Here is a 16,637-nt window from a genome sequence, read left to right on the forward strand (position 1 = left end):
AGTTAGACAATTAACCACCGAAATAAAAAAGATAGTTGTTAACAATGGTAAAAAATATCACAGGTGTCGTGCCTCCTGTTATTTTTCCCTACTTTTGATTGTACGAATAAAAGTTTTTCGCTTATGCATTCAGCTACATCCCGAAGAGAAGCCATGGAGTTCGACACCAAACATCTGACCCATGAAGAACTCCTTTTGTTGTATAAAAATCTGGTACTTCCGCGAATGATCGAGGAAAAGATGCTGGTACTATTACGGCAGGGGAAAATCTCCAAATGGTTTAGCGGTATCGGGCAGGAAGCCATTTCGGTAGGAGTGACCATGGCCTTGAGAAAGGACGAATACATCTTGCCCATGCACCGTAATCTCGGGGTCTTTACCTCCAGGAATATCCCGCTTCACCGCCTGTTTTCTCAATGGCAGGGAAAGGCAGGAGGTTTTACCAAAGGACGTGACCGCAGTTTTCATTTCGGTTCGCAGGAATTTCACCTGGTGGGGATGATATCGCATCTCGGGCCGCAACTGGGGGTTGCCGACGGCATTGCGCTTGCTCACAAGATCCGCGGCGAAAAGAAAGTTACCGCAGTATTTACCGGAGAAGGGGGGACCAGCGAGGGCGATTTTCACGAAGCCCTGAATATAGCATCCGTATGGGACCTCCCCGTATTGTTCTGTATAGAGAACAACGGTTACGGATTGTCCACCCCCGTATCCGAACAGTATCGCTGTGACCACCTTTCGGATCGTGGAATCGGTTATGGTATGGAAGCTCACAGGATAGACGGCAATAACATCCTTGAGGTTTACTTAAAAATATCCGAACTCACGGAGAGTATGAGAGAAAACCCGCGTCCTGTATTGGTAGAGTTTATGACCTTTCGTATGCGCGGGCATGAAGAAGCGAGCGGCACCAAATACGTTCCGGAAGACCTGTTGGCGTTGTGGGAACTTCGGGACCCTCTGGCCAATTACAGGGACTTTCTGCATCGGAGAGGGGTGCTCGGTGAAAGCGAAGATATGACCATCCGACGGCAAATTACATCACAGATACAGCAAGGACTGCAGACCGCATTTGCCGAACCTTCCGTTACTTTCCATGTGGAGCGGGAGCTTGCGGATGTGTATAAGGATTTTTCGTTTACAGCGGTGCCTCCGGAAGAGCACAGCAGGCATATCCGTTTCGTCGATGCCGTTTCCGACGGTCTGCAACATGCTATGGACCGGTTTGACAACCTTATTGTCATGGGACAGGATATCGCTGCTTATGGCGGAGTGTTTAAAGTTACCGAAGGTTTTGCTATACGTTATGGTACCGACAGGATCCGTAATACCCCGATATGTGAGTCCGGGGTGATCTCGGCGGCCATGGGGCTCGCGATCAACAATATGAAAGCCGTTGTGGAAATGCAGTTTTCCGATTTTATTTCCAGTGGTTTCAATCCCGTGGTCAACTACCTGGCCAAAGTACATTACCGCTGGGGACAGCATGCCGATGTGGTTATCCGGATGCCTTGCGGCGGCGGGGTCGGGGCCGGGCCTTTCCACTCCCAGACCAACGAAGCCTGGTTTACCAAAACCCCGGGACTGAAAGTCGTTTATCCCGCATTTCCGTACGATGCCAAGGGCTTGCTGGTCACGGCCATCGAAGACCCTAACCCCGTCCTGTTTTTTGAACACAAAGGGTTGTACAGAAGTGTGTACGGGGATGTACCCGAAGGTTACTACAACCTCCCGTTCGGAAAAGCCGCACTGCTATCGGAAGGTGAAGATATTACCATAATAACCTATGGTATGGGTGTTCACTGGGCTCTTGACCTGCTCGGCAGGGAAACAGAACTCTCCGCAGATATCATCGATCTGCGCACCTTACAGCCCCTGGACACCGAAACCATATTCCGGTCCGTACGAAAAACAGGAAAAGCAATTATCTTGCAGGAAGACACCCTGTTTGGCGGTGTGGCCAGTGACATTTCGGCACTGATCATTGAACACTGTTTCGAATACCTTGACGGTCCCGTACAACGGGTAGGAAGTCTGGACACTCCTGTGCCTTTTGCGCCGGACCTCGAAAACGGTTTTTTACCGATTGAACGGTTCAAACTTGCCATACACCGATTATTAGCATACTGATATCGATTAATACGTTTATACTTACAAAATGACGTGTGAATTATAATAAATTTAATTTTTTTACGTATTTTTAAACATACAAAATACATAAATTATGACAAAAAATCGTGTAACCCTCATCTTATTGATTGTCTTATTAGCCTCTTCCTGTTCGCTTTCGAAAGCGAATAAAGGATATCGTGGAGCTATTGTCGGTAACTGGATTTTGAACGATGTAACCTATAAAGGGAACAGCGGTAATTTCAAATCCGTACTTTTCAACGATGTTACCGATGCCTGCTTCAAGGGCAGTCAATGGTTTTTCAGAAACAGTAACAGTACCGGTTCTTATACCATTAATCCCGGTGGAGAATGTATGGAAGGAACGCGGAACATCCGATGGTCTGTTAATGAAAAAGGAGATGGTGTAAACCAGCTTCAGTTTAAATTTATCGATGAAAAGAGAAATGATGTCAGCGGCGGATACGGGTACAGACTCGATATTGTCACCCTCAACGAGCAGCAAATGACATTGCAGACCAATACATCGGTAGAAGGCGAGCCTATTACCGTGGTGTACAATTTTTCAAGATCTTATTAAAAATCATAAAAAACAGAAAACTGTTATGTTCAGATATTCATTAAATACATTAGGAGCAGGTCTGATAGCCCTGGCTCTTTTTACTACAGGGTGTGATACCATCAAGAATGCCGGAAACAAAGAAAAAGGTGCCGTTATCGGTGCAGCCAGTGGTGCTGTCATCGGGGGTGTCATCGGCAATAATGTCGGTAATAAGAAGAACTCCGCTCTTGGCGCTATTATAGGAGGTGTTGTCGGAGGTGCGGCCGGTACCTATATCGGGGACCGTATGGACCGCCAGGCCGAACGTATTGAAGAAGAGATCCCGGGTGCTGAAGTCACCAGGGTAGGAGAAGGGATCAACGTGACTTTCGATGAAAGCAGCGGCGTATATTTTGCTACCAACAAATATAATATCAACTCGGAATCTTCCGCAACGCTCCATAAGCTGGCAGGTATCTTCAAAGAATATCCCAACACCCTCGTACTTGTAGAAGGACATACCGATAATACCGGTAGCGCCGAATACAATATGGGGCTTTCACAGCGCAGGGCAGAATCCGTAACCAATTATCTGGTGGGACAGGGGATTTCTTCCGGCAGGTTTACGACCAAATGGTTCGGAGAGACTCAACCGAAGTACGATAATAGTACCGCAGAAGGAAGAGCTAAAAACCGACGTGTGGAAATTGCTATTGTTGCAGACGAACAATTAAAAGAAGAAGCGCGTAAACAAGCGCAATAATAACATTGCTTTTTGGGAGTAGACGTCTTTTTGAGAACACTTCCCGAAAACTATGATCACAGGAAAAGAGGCTGTCCCAATGAGGCAGTCTCTTTTTTATTTTGTCCGTTTTTCTCCCCGTAATAGCAGTCATTTTTATAGTGATGTGGTAGTGCACTTTACCCGGGTGTTTTTTTGATTGTTTTAACGATACGGATAACGGGGGTTTCCATTTTTTTCGTACCTTTTGATAGTGTAACTGTAAAACTTCATACGACTATGTATCGTGTACTGATACCCACAGATTTCTCGGATAATGCATGGAATGCCATACATTATGCCACATCCCTTTACAAAGGCGAAGAAACTATTTTTTACCTGCTCAATTCATATTCTCCCAATACGATCAGCCCCGGAGAAGTTATGGCTTCTTCTGCGGCGACCAAGACCCTTTTCGATGCCGTAAAATCGGCTTCGCTGGAAGGGCTGGACAAATCTATCGAAGAGATCATGGCGGCTCGGCCCGATCCGGGGCATGCTTTCAGGGCGGTTTCGAGGTTTGATTACTTTGTCAATGCAGTTGTCGATGTCTGCGAAGAAGAAAAGATAGATATGGTTGTTATGGGGACCATGGGCGCCAGCGGACTCAAGGAGGCACTTATAGGAAGTAATACGGCCAGCCTGATCGGGAAAATCAAGGTTCCGCTGCTCGCTATTCCGGAAGATGTGAAATTCAGAGTGCCCGAAAACATCGCGTTTGCCACAGATTACGGTACGGAATACCGGGAAAAGAACCTGCAGGTTTTTTTTCATCTCGCCGACAAGTTCGACGCCGGTATTCAGGTATATCACGTCATGCAGAAAAAAGAAGAGCTGTCGGAGTCGCACAAAGCGGCCAAAGCGAAAATGGAAGAACGGTTTGCCGGACATCGCGGGGAGTTTTATCTTCTTTCCGAGACCTCGCTGAGTACGGCTACCAGGGTTTTCGTGCAGAGCCGGAACATAGATATGCTCTGTATGGTGGCAAAAAAACATAGTTTTTTACATCACCTCTTCGGGCTCAGTCACACCAAAGACATGTGCTATCATATCGATATTCCCTTGCTTATCCTGCAGAATGATGCCGGGTAAGGATTACAGATAACTATTTTTAAATCACAATTACAAATAAAAACCGGTGATAATTACCGGTAAAAAAAGTAGATTACTCATGCAAAAAATTCTTCTGCCTACCGATTTCTCCGAAAATGCCAGAAATGCTATCTCCTATGCTTTAAAACTCTTTGCGGACAGCGACTGTATATTTTACTTTCTCCATGTACTGCCACCAACACTGGGCGAACGCCGTACCGTACCTACGAGTGTGACCAATGAAATGCTCGGTGAAGCGGAGGCCAAAACACGCGAGCAGCTCAAGACCCTGATATCGGAAGTCACCTCGGGAAATGAAAAGACCGAGATCTTGGTGAAATTCGATCTCTTTACCGATGCCGTAGCGCATATTGCAGAAGACAAAAACATTGATGTTGTGGTTATGGGGTCGCACGGAGCAGGAGGAGTGAGGGAATTTTTTATAGGCAGCAGTACTTCCAACCTTATCGGTCATATTCAATGCCCTATACTGGCCATCCCTAAAGATCTCGAATTTGAACCTGTAAATGAAATAGGTTTTGCTACCGATTATTCTTTTGTCTACAGCCGTAAAGGCCTTGAGCCCATCTTTCGCATCGCAGAAAAATTCTCTTCGCATATTCGCTTCTATCATGTCGAAGAGGGAAGGGACGAGTGGAATGATGAAAAGGAAAAAATCCGGAAGGAGATCAAAAAAGCCTGTGAAGGATATGATGCATCCTTCTATCTGCTTACCGATGCCCCGCTGAGTACAGCAACGCGCCTTTTTGTAGAGAGCAGGGAAATCGATCTGTTATGCATGGCTGCGGAAAAACGTAACTTTATGGATAACCTGCTCGGAAAATCCCCCGTAAAGGATATGAGCTATCACGCGACAACCCCGTTGCTTGTTCTGCATAAAAATACGCTCAAATAATACCGGGTAACCAGGGCCTAACAACACCCTGTCTATCCGCGACAAACGGAAGGACAGGGTGTTTTAATAGTTGTCAAATGGATAGTATAATGCTTAGAAAAGCCGTTGAAGAAGACCTGAAATTCCTGTTGCGGTTTGAACAGGGGATTATAGAAGCCGAACGCCCTTTTGATCCGACCCTGAAGGAAGGAAATATACACTACTATGACCTCAGCGCATTTATCAGGGATGTCGATACCGAAGTGGTGGTTGCGGAACACAACGGAAAACTTATCGGGTCGGGATATGCTCGGATCAGGGCTGCAGAGAAATTCCTGAAACACAAAAAATACGCCTACCTGGGGTTTATGTATGTCTCCCCTGAATTCCGCGGACAGGGCATAAACGGAAAAATCATTGCCTCGCTGACCCGATGGATCCGGACTCGGGGAATCTGTGAAATACGTCTCCATGTGTACGATGGCAATGTCTCTGCAATCAAGGCTTACGAACAGGCCGGGTTCCGGCGGCACATGACAACCATGCGCATGGATCTTGACGAGACTCCTTAGCGGGAGCATATACATGGTTTTTATATCCTATTCGCTATGAAAATTTTGTTTTAGCGGTTCTTATTGTATAGTTTCGCTCCGAAATTATAACAAAACCATGATGCCATTTTCAACACGGGAAACTTCCGAAAAAACGAATGTCAAGCCCGTATCGGTACTTTTCGACCTGCTCGGACGCAGCAGGGCCGTAGACATCCTGTGGTATCTTTCGTCCGGTACCAGAACATTCCGTAAACTCCGGGATCATTGCAGTCCGGTATCTCCGACAACACTCGACAAGCGACTCAAGGAACTGATCCAGGGCTGCCTGATCGAAAAAATCCCCGAAGGTTACGCCCTTACTACGCAGGGAAAAGACATCCTGGAAATACTGAAGCCGTTGGAACCCTGGGCAACGCAGTGGGCATCAATGTTTGAAAAGCCGTAATCCCCGTCACACCCCTCCCGAAGTCCGGGTAATTTTTTTGCTTACCACCTGTGTTTTCATCGCTATACAGTCGGAGAAAACGATATTATTTTCCATAAAAGTACGGGGATTCCGATAATTTATGAATAAAAACAGCATTCCGTAAAATATTTTTCCCGCTTGTCCGACTGCTATAGTATAAGGATAGGATCGTCCCGAAAAGAGACATAGCCTTCGATCACAAAAAAGAAAAGCGATGAAAAGTACAACTCCGGCCCGTTATGCCGTCAGACCAATCCATAGCCCTCGCAATACGCCGGTAGTAGGGGAAGGGACCATTATTATCCCGGATATAAGCGGTTTTACCTCCTTTGTGCATGAGACCGATGCCGATACCGGAAAATACATCACCCGGGAATTATTATCGGCCATTGTGGACAGCAATGTGCTTAACCTGAAAATTTCCGAAATAGAAGGGGATGCCGTGTTGTTTTACGGTTACGGTATTCCGGCAAACCTACAATCTGTTGTGGAACAATACGAGATTATGTTGCAGAATTTCAACCGTAAGCTCGCGCAACTGGAAGCTTTTATAGGGCATAAAATAAATCTTTCCCTCAAACTCGTAGCGCATTACGGCCAGGTTTCCGAATACAATATCGGACGGTTCCGGAAACTTTACGGAAAGGCCGTCGTACAAGCCCATCAATTGCTTAAAAATTCGATCCGAAGTAAAACATATATCCTGCTTACCGAAAGCCTGTTACATGCTATACCTTCTGTTTTCGGAAATGTTGCAAACCGTGGTATTCCGGGTTCTTCCGATGACATAGCTTACACCTATTACAATTACGAACCTTTGCTTATCGAAGCCTGACACCGGTGTCGTGTTAAATAGGGGTTAATACTCCCCGATATATTTTTAAAAGCCCCCTGATTTTCTTAAATTTGAGAGAACAGGGGCTTTCTTACCTGATCGCGGCGCAGCCGGCCGTATTGTTTTTCAGCTCCCGTTACTATAATCAGAAAACCAAATTACATAGTATATGTCAGCACTTAATGTTACGCAAAAGCTAATTCAGTCACACCTTATCGACGGGAAACTTATTCCGGGAACCGAGATCGGTTTGAAGATAGATCAGGCACTGATGCAGGATGCAACGGGGACCCTTGTACAACTGGAACTGGAGGCGATGAAGCTGGATCGTGCCCGCACCGAGGTAGCTGTGCAATATGTAGACCACAACCTGTTACAAACCGATTTCAAGAATGCAGATGATCATCTTTTTCTGCACTCCGCGGCACAGAAATTCGGTTTGTGGTTCAGCCGTCCCGGTAATGGTGTTAGCCATCCCGTACACATGGAACGCTTCGGAAAACCGGGGAAGACCCTGGTGGGGTCCGACAGTCATACCTGTGCAGGCGGATCGCTGGGGATGCTCGCGATAGGTACGGGCGGACTGGATGTTGCCGCTGCTATAGCAGGACAACCGTATTATGTAAAGATGCCAAAAGTTATGGGCGTGAAGCTCACCGGGGAACTGCCACCCTGGGTGAGTGCCAAAGATGTGATCCTCGAAATGCTGCGCAGACACGACGTCAAGGGTGGTGTGGGCAAGGTCATAGAGTACTACGGAGAAGGATTGAAGCACCTTGGGGCCATGGATCGTCATGTCATAGCCAATATGGGAGCGGAACTCGGAGCGACAACGACGGTTTTTCCAAGCGACGAAGAAACCAAACGTTTTCTTAAATCCCAGGGCAGGGAAGAAGACTGGACACTGCTGGTTGCTGATGAAAGTGCTACATACGATCTGCATGATGAAATTGTCCTGGATGAGCTGGTTCCTTTAATGGCGTTACCCACCAGCCCGGGTAATGTGGTTCCGGTACGGGAAGTAGCAGGGAAGCCCATTAGCCAGGTAGTCATAGGATCGTCTGCCAATCCCGGATTACGTGATTTCTGGATTGCAGCAGAGATCGTCAAAGATAAATTTGTCAGCGAAGAGGTATCGTTCGATATCAACCCCACGTCCCGGCAAACTATAGAAAACATGATCGATAACCGGGCCTTTGCGAATCTGATCAAGGCCGGCGCACGGTTTCACCAGTCCGGATGTATGGGCTGTATCGGAATGGGACAGGCCCCGGCATCCGGAACCATCAGTCTTCGTACCATGCCACGGAATTTTCCGGATCGTTCCGGTACCAAGGATGATCAGGTGCATCTGTGTAGTCCCGAAACAGCCGCAGCCTCTGCACTTACCGGGAAAATTACCGACCCGAGGGATCTCGAAAAATTATATGGCATGACCTATCCCGTATTTCAGGCTCCTGAAAAAGAGATCATCAATACCGATATGCTGGTAGCCCCACCCGAAAGCAGTGAAGGGATAAGCCTGAAAAAAGGACCTAATATCAAATCACTTCCGCATATTGCACCACTGCTGGACCACTATGAAGTGCCCGTACTCCTGAAAATGGGAGATAACATCTCTACGGATGAAATATTAAAAGCCGGGGCCGAAGTACTCCCTTTCCGGAGTAATCTGCCGGAGATCAGCAAATATTCTTATATAGTTATCGATGAGACATTTTATGACCGGGCCATGAAAAGCAAAGATCAGTACGGCGGACATATCGTTGTCGCCGCAGACAACTATGCCCAGGGGTCCAGTCGGGAACATGCCGCCATCGCCCCGAAATATCTCGGTCAGATCGCCGTAGTCGCCAAGAGCTATGCCCGTATTGCCTGGCAGAACCTCGTGAATTTTGGTATTCTCCCGCTCGAATTTCAGGAGCTTTCCGATTACGATAACATCGCACAGGGGGATATCATACAATTCGAAAATCTGATAGGTAAAGTTAAAAACCGGGAAGAAATCATGCTGAAGATCAAAAAGGAAAACGGCATGAATATCAGCATCCCGGTGAAACATTCCATGAGCGACCGCCAGATAAGAGTATTGCTCAAGGGAGGGATTATCAACGATTTCAAGGAAAAGCTGACAACATAACCGTCCCGTTAAAATTTCTCTTTCCCCGACTCCGATAGTACCCGGTTGAGACTTCTGAGGGTTACACCGAGGTAATTGGCAATATCCTTTTTCGGGATCACTTCCAGGAGCCGGGGAAATTGTTTTTGAAGTCGTTGTACGTTCTCCTCGATAGCATGGAGCTGATTGTGGGCGTGGCGAAGCGCTTTATAGCGTACTTTTCCTGCAATAGCATTCATAATAAAACGATTAAACACCTTGTCTTCATCTAAAAGTTTCAAAAAATCCGTTCGTGGTATTTGGTAAACTTCCGTGTCTGTCAGGGCTGTTACCGCACAGAAACTCAATTTGTCATTCAGGGCTTCGATCTCTCCGAAGACTTCACCTTCTCCGAAAAATTCCTGTATGAAGTCCTTGCCGTTTTCCTCGGTAAGAAAGCATTTGGCCACACCTTTTTTAACGATATACACAAAAGATAACCGCTTTTGCTGTTCGACAATCCGGGTCCCCTCCGGGAAGTTATAGCAGGAGATCGCCTCCCTGTTGTCCCGGCGGATACCGGAAATATAATCGAGTAATGCTGTGTTGGTACGTATCATGTTTTTCTGAGATATCGGGACAAATGTCCTTTAGGATCAAAAAAAGTAGCCTTTACTTTGCGGCTGCTTTCAAAAATACTAAGAAAACCGTCCTGTTCCCGATCCGTAGTATAAAAATATGAGAGTACAGGTGGTATCTATAAGAAGATATCCCGGTTATTAATATTTCACACGACTTTAAATAGTGTTGTATATGATACTTAAAAACAATAAAATAATTGCAGGAAAAGACCCGGTGTACAACCTGCATTTCGGACTGGTATGTCTCAGTTCGCTGTTGTTTTCCTCCAGTTACAATATGCTTATCCCTGAGCTCCCGGCCTACCTGAGCAGCCTGGGCGGAGCGGGGTACAAGGGGCTCATCATATCGCTGTTTACGCTTACCGCCGGAATATCACGTCCGTTCAGTGGCAGGCTTACGGATACCATAGGCAGAATCCCGGTAATGATCACGGGGAGTGTGGTATGTATAGTCTGCGGACTATTTTATCCGCTGCTTGGAAACGTAGCCGGATTTTTATTGCTCCGCCTGGTGCATGGTTTTTCGACGGGTTTTACACCTACCGCCAAATCGGCCTATGTAGCCGATATCATTCCCGCATCCCGATGGGGAGAAGCCATGGGGCTACAGGGACTTTGTTACAGTCTTGGATTTGCATTGGGTCCGGCCACGGGGAGTTACCTTCGGATGTATTATTCTTTCGATATATTGTTTTATACCTCGTCCTTCTTCGCACTGCTTTCTGTCCTGGTCATTCTGGGAATGAAGGAAACGCTCGAACACAGGGAAAAATTCGGTTTTAACAAACTTCGTATCTCCCGAAAAGACATTATAGCTCCGGAGGTATTAACTCCAGCCATTGTAGTAATGCTGTCTTACAGTGCGTTTGGCGCTATACTTACCCTGATCCCCGACTGGAGTATCCATCTGGGTATAGCTTCTACGGGGAGCTTTTTTATTTTCTATACCTTGTCGTCCCTGCTGGTACGTATCGTTGCCGGAAAATTTTCCGATCGCTACGGCAGGATACCCGTGGTTCGTACCGGATTGGGAATACTGGCTGTAGCGCTGGTACTCATAGCGCTTGCCTCCTCCTTTTTCTCTCTGATGTCTGCCGCTTTTGTATACGGGATGTCCATGGGGGTCCTTTCTCCCGCATTAAGTGCATGGACCATAGATCAAAGCAAGACAGGGCATCGGGGAAAGGCCGTGGCAACCATGTATATTGCCCTCGAAGCCGGTATAGGTCTCGGGGCCCTGTTTTCCGGGACCTATTATGGGAATGTTCCGGGAAAGATCCCCGCAATCATGCTCTTCGGAGCCTTTTTAATCCTGGTTACACTGTTTTACACCCTGACCCTGAGGAATAAAAAGAGTTTTGCGGGTAAACAGGGGTAATAAACCACCTACAGTCAAAGTGCAAATAAATTACAGGTAAAACTTTATCAAACAAATTGTTTACTCTAAATTTGGCATTCAGTTTGCGAATGATTTGAAAAAAGAGAAGAAAAAGCAAGGGAAATTTTTAAGGATTACAGCAAGAATATTGCTGGGTATTTTTATTTTTCTCGTGCTGCTGCTACTTTTCATCCGCAGTCCCTGGGGGCAGAATATCATCGTCGGGAAAGCCGTGTCTTATGTTTCGGAAAAGACCAATACCCGGGTAGCCATAGACAAACTGTATATAACCTTTTCCGGTGGTGTGACACTCGAAGGGCTTTTTCTGGAAGACAAGGCCGGGGATACGCTTGTCTATTCGCGTTCCCTGAATGCCGAAGTGCCGCTCGGTCCGCTGATTTTTCGCAATAATGTAGTCATTAACCGCCTGGATTGGGAAGGATTAAAGGCCAGGGTGTCGCGAAAAGATTCCGTAACCGGTTTCAATTTCGATTTTCTCATCGATGCGTTTGCATCCGGGGATACGACCCCCGTAGAGACCCCGGACACCACATCTGCTCCTCCTGCTGTAGAACTCAACAATATTCGTTTCCGGGATTTCGATCTTACTTACAAAGACGATGTTACCGGGATGGATACACAGCTGAAACTCGGCGAGCTTTTGCTGCAAATGAAAGAAACCGACCTGGAACACATGCGTTTTCAGGTAGCAAATGCTGCTATTCGTCAGACGGAAGCCCGCTATCTGCAGACATTGCCTTTTTCCGAAGACCCGGCTGACGAACCCGAAAACGAAAGTCCTCTGCCCTATATCGCAGTGGACAATTTTGATATAGAGGACCTTTCTGCCGCTTATAATTCCGCTCCGGACGGGCTTGAAGCCCTTATTAATATCGGGATGTTCAACCTGAAGCTGCCGGAAGCCGATCTGGCCAGAAACCTTATCGATGTTTACCAGTTGCGACTCGGAGATTCGGATATCGGTATCCGCATGCAGCAAAGTAGTACGGCGGTTGCCGATAGTTTACAGCAGGACACTACAGCAAGCAGTTTCTCCTGGCCGGACTGGAAGATCAATGTGAAAAAAATAGCCCTCGAAAGCACTGATTTTAGCTATATTGTAAACGAATCATCACCGCAACCGGGTGTTTTCAATGCCGATGCTATTGCTATAAAAGATCTGGATTTTCTGGCCGAATCCATATTCCTGGAAAACCGCTCGGCAGGAGCAGACCTGGAGACTTTCCGATTTCGTGAAGCTTCCGGGTTAGACCTCAAAGCATTGACTTTCAAAGTCAGGGCCGATGACAACGGAATGAATCTTTCCGGGTTGCAGTTACTTCTCAATGAAAACCGTATTACGGGCGACGCGGATATTCGTTATAAAAGCCTTGAGTCCTGGCTCGAAAAACCCGAAAACGCGACCATCGATCTCAACCTCCCCGATTTTATACTGGTTAGTGGAGATGCCTTTTATTTTCAGCCAGACCTCCGGGATAACGAATATATAAAAGCCCTGACCCAAAACAGGATAACAGGCACGATCAAAGCCGATGGCAGTCTTAAAAATCTGAATATTCCCCTGACACATATCACATGGGGGAAAAACACCGATATTACCGTTCGCGGTACCGTACGGCATACTATGACTCCGGACAGTCTGCGGTTCGATCTTCCTTCCATACGGTTCCGTACCGTTAAAAATGATATTGCTGCCTTTGTCAGCGAACAGGATTCCGGTGTCGTATTTCCCGATACGCTAAGCCTTACGGGAAAAGCCCGGGGAGGAACAGATGCGGCAGAGGCTGTTCTGGACCTGCAGACTTCAGACGGTAACGTGCAGCTCGACGGTAACTTTTCCAATACCGGGGACAAACCTTTTAAAGCAGCTGTCAAAGCAGACAGGATTCATCTCGAAAAACTATTGCAAAACCCGAAGTTGGGACCATTGAGTTTAACTGTTACTTCAAGTGGAAACCTGAAGGATGTGTACCGTATGGATGCGGTGCTTGAAGCCCGTATTACCAAGTTCGAGATGAAAGATTACATCATTGAAGACCTTCCGCTGAAGGCAGATCTCAAAAACGGTAAAGGACGTGTATCTTCGGTTTATAAAGATAAAAATATAGATGTCGTACTCGATTCAGACATCGAGCTGGATTCCGTTTCTCCGCGTTTTGTCGTTGACCTCGACCTCAAAGGAGCAGACCTGCAAGCCTTAGGGCTTATGGACAAACCCGTACGTGGCGCTCTGAAACTTCAGGCTGATTTTGAGGGAAATGCCGACCGTTTTACACTGATTTCGGATATAAAGGACGGTATGGCGGTCTACGACAACAATTCTTACCCGCTCGGCGATTTATCACTCAATGCCCATGCCGATAAAGATACTACTTCCCTGGAACTGCATAACAAAATGATCGATCTGGACCTGTATTCCAATACCAGTCCGGAAGGTTTCGGAAAGGCGATGCAACGGCACTTCCGGACCCTGATCTCCAGGAGCTCGGACACGAGCGGAATTGCGGTAGACACCACCACACGTGTAACTGTATCACCCCTTGCCGATACCAAACTGAAAATGAAGGCCAGGATTACCAGTTCTCCGATCCTCAGCGATATTTTCCTTACGGGACTCAAGGAACTTGACACGATAAAAGCCGATGTCGATTTCCGGGAAGCGGAGCGCTATTTTATAGCCGATATACACATGCCGCATATCAATTACAGCGATAATGAGATAGACAGCCTGGTGCTCCGCCTCGATTCCGGTGACGGACAATTAACCGGACATTTCGGTTTTAAGGATCTGAAGGCCGGACCTCTGGCTATACAAAACACCTCGCTCGACGGCCGGGTAGCCGACAGAAAATTATATCTCGATTTTAACGCTTTTCACGAAGAAGAGAAACTGGTGGCGGTTCATACGCAGATCACCAGAGATAAAGACTCCATCATCGTGCATACCGATCCGGAAGAACTCGTACTCAACAAGAATCCCTGGGATATTCCTGCGTCCAATGCCATCATCCTGTCACCGAAAAGAATGCAGTTCCGTGATTTCAGTATAGCACGTAACGGTCAGCGTATGGAAATTCGGAGTGAAACGGGGGGAGAAGACGGAAAGGACAATATAGCCCTTGATTTTGACAATTTCAGACTATCGTCATTTCTAAGCTACCTGAATCCGGACGAATCGTTGGCCAACGGTACGCTAAACGGTAATATCGTAGCCGAAGATCCTTTCGGTAAACCAGGATTTCTCGCAGACCTGCAGATGAAAGATCTGGAGGTTATGAAAGCTCCTCTCGGCACCCTGTCTCTCGATGCCAAATCGCCGCAGGGGGAAAATTACGATTTCAACCTGGCCCTCAAGGGTGGGAATGTAGACCTTGATATGTCAGGAGATTACGAGACCGGAGAAACCGGAAGCATCGGTCTGAAACTCGACCTGAATTCGCTAAAGACTTCCGTTGTACAAGCCTTTACGCAGGATATGATTTCCGAACCCGGCGGATATGTTTCCGGTAATGTCGAAGTCAGTGGCACGGTAGCCGATCCTGTTTACGAAGGTACATTCACTTTTAATGACGTGAGTTTCCGCGTGGCTATGCTTAATACTCTTTTTCGCTTGCCCGGAGAGAAGCTCAACATCGACAACGACGGACTTTTCCTCGACAACTTTACTATTGCGGACGAAAACGACAACAAGTTTACCATCGATGGTGACATCAAAACGGAAAAGCTTCTGAACCCTTCATTCGACCTGAAACTGGACGCCAAAAATTTCAGGGCGCTACACTCCAAAAGAGAGGATAATGACCTTTTTTACGGTAAGGCCTTCTTTGATATCGATGCTACCATCAAAGGAAATCTGCGTATGCCCAAGATCGATATGAAACTGCATGTCAATTCCGATACGGATATTACTTATATTATTCCGGAATCCGAACTGGATATCGTAGAAAGGGACGGTGTCGTTATTTTTGTCAACCGGGAGGATCCGGATGATATTCTTACCAAGACCAGGGAAGAGTCGGTAACGGTTTCCGGATTCGAGCTCAATTCCCTGATTACGGTGGACGACAATGCCGTTTTTAATGTTATTATCAACGAAAAGACCAACGACAACCTGCGTGTTGCGGGGGGAGCCGAACTCAATTTCAATCTTTACCCCAATGGCAGGACAACACTGTCCGGGAAATATACGCTGAAAGAAGGACATTACGAATTGAATCTTTACAACCTGGTCAAACGAAAATTCAACATCATACAGGGAAGTACCGTAACCTGGGCAGGTGACCCGCTGGATGCCGACCTGGACATCAAGGCGATGTACGAGATTAAAGCTTCCGCATCCGCACTGATGGCTTCACAAACTACGAGTATGAGTTCTTCCGAAAGCAGCAGGTTCAGGCAGCAGTTACCTTTTATGGTATATCTCAATATTGCCGGGGAACTGATGACACCAGAACTCAGCTTTAATCTCGATATGCCCGAAGACAGCCAGGGTTCTGTCGGAGGGCAGGTATACAGCAGGGTGCAACAGCTCAATCAGCAGGAAGACGAACTCAACAAGCAAGTGTTTTCATTATTGGTATTTAACCGTTTCTTCCCCGAATCGGGTAGTGACGGAAGTAGTGGAGGGGCCGTGGCCGTAGCCCGGGACAACCTGAATCAGGCTTTGTCCGGACAACTTAATGCGCTTTCCGATAAGCTGCTGGGCGAATCGGGCGTGGAACTGGATTTCGGACTGGACAGCTATACGGACTACCAGGGCACAAGTCCGCAGGACCGGACACAACTGGATATCACAGCACGTAAAAAACTGTTCGACGACCGGGTTATTATCAGTGTGGGGAGTGAAGTGGACATCCAGGGAACGAACCAGGAGCCCGGGCAGGAAAATCCGCTTATCGGTAATGTAAGTATCGAATACCTCCTCACCGAAGATGGCAGGTACAGGCTCAAAGGGTTCCGGAAAAACGAATACCAGAATATCATAGACGGACAGCTTATCGTTAATGGTATTGCACTGATCTTTACCCGGGAATTTAATAAGTATGGCGAACTTTTCAAAAAGACCCTGAAAGAAAAACAGGAAGAAGCCGAAGCCAAAGCGAGGAAAGAACAGGAAAAAGAAAACCAGGAAAAGGAAAAGAAACGGGAAGAGGGTAAAAAGGAGGCGGAAAAAGAATCCGGGAAGAAGTAAGTTCCGGACCTTGT

At 47.0% G+C, this 16,637-nt stretch carries 12 protein-coding genes; 11 read left to right on the forward strand and 1 reads right to left on the reverse strand.

Annotated features, from left to right (window positions below; genetic code table 11):
• Positions 1–123 precede the first annotated feature (123 nt).
• From BT112_RS08870 to BT112_RS08910, 9 genes are all read left to right on the forward strand, one after another.
• Entirely contained in the window at positions 124–2,130 is a 2,007-nt protein-coding gene (locus BT112_RS08870) for an alpha-ketoacid dehydrogenase subunit alpha/beta (RefSeq protein ID WP_072317016.1), read from the forward strand.
• Between the two features lie 94 nt (positions 2,131–2,224).
• Positions 2,225–2,710, forward strand: a complete 486-nt coding sequence (locus BT112_RS08875) for a lipocalin-like domain-containing protein (protein WP_072317017.1) — start codon at positions 2,225–2,227, stop codon at positions 2,708–2,710.
• 25 nt (positions 2,711–2,735) lie between these two features.
• On the forward strand, positions 2,736–3,434 hold the full coding sequence (locus BT112_RS08880; RefSeq protein ID WP_072317018.1) for a YiaD family glycine zipper/OmpA-like lipoprotein: 699 nt from the start codon (positions 2,736–2,738) through the stop codon (positions 3,432–3,434).
• A gap of 258 nt (positions 3,435–3,692) precedes the next feature.
• Positions 3,693–4,544, forward strand: coding sequence for a universal stress protein (locus BT112_RS08885; RefSeq protein WP_072317019.1), 852 nt, complete (start codon positions 3,693–3,695; stop codon positions 4,542–4,544).
• A 79-nt stretch (positions 4,545–4,623) separates the two neighbouring features.
• Complete coding sequence (locus tag BT112_RS08890; protein WP_072317020.1) at positions 4,624–5,460, forward strand: universal stress protein; 837 nt, start codon at positions 4,624–4,626, stop codon at positions 5,458–5,460.
• Between the two features lie 77 nt (positions 5,461–5,537).
• Positions 5,538–6,011 (forward strand): GNAT family N-acetyltransferase, encoded by a 474-nt coding sequence (locus BT112_RS08895; RefSeq protein WP_072317021.1) that lies wholly within the window; start codon positions 5,538–5,540, stop codon positions 6,009–6,011.
• 97 nt (positions 6,012–6,108) lie between these two features.
• Positions 6,109–6,438: a winged helix-turn-helix transcriptional regulator gene (locus BT112_RS08900; RefSeq protein ID WP_072317022.1), complete on the forward strand. Its 330-nt coding sequence runs from the start codon at positions 6,109–6,111 to the stop codon at positions 6,436–6,438.
• Positions 6,439–6,673: 235 nt separating this feature from the next.
• On the forward strand, positions 6,674–7,294 hold the full coding sequence (locus BT112_RS08905) for a DUF2652 domain-containing protein (RefSeq protein ID WP_072317023.1): 621 nt from the start codon (positions 6,674–6,676) through the stop codon (positions 7,292–7,294).
• Between the two features lie 169 nt (positions 7,295–7,463).
• Entirely contained in the window at positions 7,464–9,434 is a 1,971-nt protein-coding gene (locus BT112_RS08910) for an aconitate hydratase (RefSeq protein ID WP_072317024.1), read from the forward strand.
• Positions 9,435–9,442: 8 nt separating this feature from the next.
• Here BT112_RS08910 and BT112_RS08915 read toward each other — a convergent pair whose 3' ends face one another.
• Complete coding sequence (locus BT112_RS08915) at positions 9,443–10,012, reverse strand: Crp/Fnr family transcriptional regulator (protein ID WP_072317025.1); 570 nt, start codon at positions 10,010–10,012, stop codon at positions 9,443–9,445.
• Between the two features lie 193 nt (positions 10,013–10,205).
• Here BT112_RS08915 and BT112_RS08920 point away from each other — a divergent pair, with 193 nt between their 5' ends.
• On the forward strand, positions 10,206–11,411 hold the full coding sequence (locus tag BT112_RS08920; protein WP_072317026.1) for an MFS transporter: 1,206 nt from the start codon (positions 10,206–10,208) through the stop codon (positions 11,409–11,411).
• 94 nt (positions 11,412–11,505) lie between these two features.
• Positions 11,506–16,623 carry a translocation/assembly module TamB domain-containing protein gene (locus BT112_RS08925; protein ID WP_072317027.1) on the forward strand — a complete coding sequence of 1,706 codons (5,118 nt, stop codon included), beginning with the start codon at positions 11,506–11,508 and terminating at the stop codon, positions 16,621–16,623.
• The last annotated feature ends 14 nt before the right edge of the window (positions 16,624–16,637 follow it).

This window comes from Sinomicrobium oceani (assembly GCF_900119185.1).
Classification (GTDB): domain Bacteria; phylum Bacteroidota; class Bacteroidia; order Flavobacteriales; family Flavobacteriaceae; genus Sinomicrobium; species Sinomicrobium oceani.

Bases quoted from the DNA above. Each gene is read 5' to 3' on its own strand.
- BT112_RS08870 (WP_072317016.1), top strand. From the start codon at position 124: ATGCATTCAGCTACATCCCGAAGAGAAGCCATGGAGTTCGACACCAAA.
- BT112_RS08900 (WP_072317022.1), top strand. From the start codon at position 6,109: ATGATGCCATTTTCAACACGGGAAACTTCCGAAAAAACGAATGTCAAG.
- BT112_RS08905 (WP_072317023.1), top strand. From the start codon at position 6,674: ATGAAAAGTACAACTCCGGCCCGTTATGCCGTCAGACCAATCCATAGC.
- BT112_RS08895 (WP_072317021.1), top strand. From the start codon at position 5,538: ATGGATAGTATAATGCTTAGAAAAGCCGTTGAAGAAGACCTGAAATTC.
- BT112_RS08910 (WP_072317024.1), top strand. From the start codon at position 7,464: ATGTCAGCACTTAATGTTACGCAAAAGCTAATTCAGTCACACCTTATC.
- BT112_RS08880 (WP_072317018.1), top strand. From the start codon at position 2,736: ATGTTCAGATATTCATTAAATACATTAGGAGCAGGTCTGATAGCCCTG.
- BT112_RS08875 (WP_072317017.1), top strand. From the start codon at position 2,225: ATGACAAAAAATCGTGTAACCCTCATCTTATTGATTGTCTTATTAGCC.
- BT112_RS08920 (WP_072317026.1), top strand. From the start codon at position 10,206: ATGATACTTAAAAACAATAAAATAATTGCAGGAAAAGACCCGGTGTAC.
- BT112_RS08885 (WP_072317019.1), top strand. From the start codon at position 3,693: ATGTATCGTGTACTGATACCCACAGATTTCTCGGATAATGCATGGAAT.
- BT112_RS08890 (WP_072317020.1), top strand. From the start codon at position 4,624: ATGCAAAAAATTCTTCTGCCTACCGATTTCTCCGAAAATGCCAGAAAT.
- BT112_RS08915 (WP_072317025.1), bottom strand. From the start codon at position 10,012: ATGATACGTACCAACACAGCATTACTCGATTATATTTCCGGTATCCGC.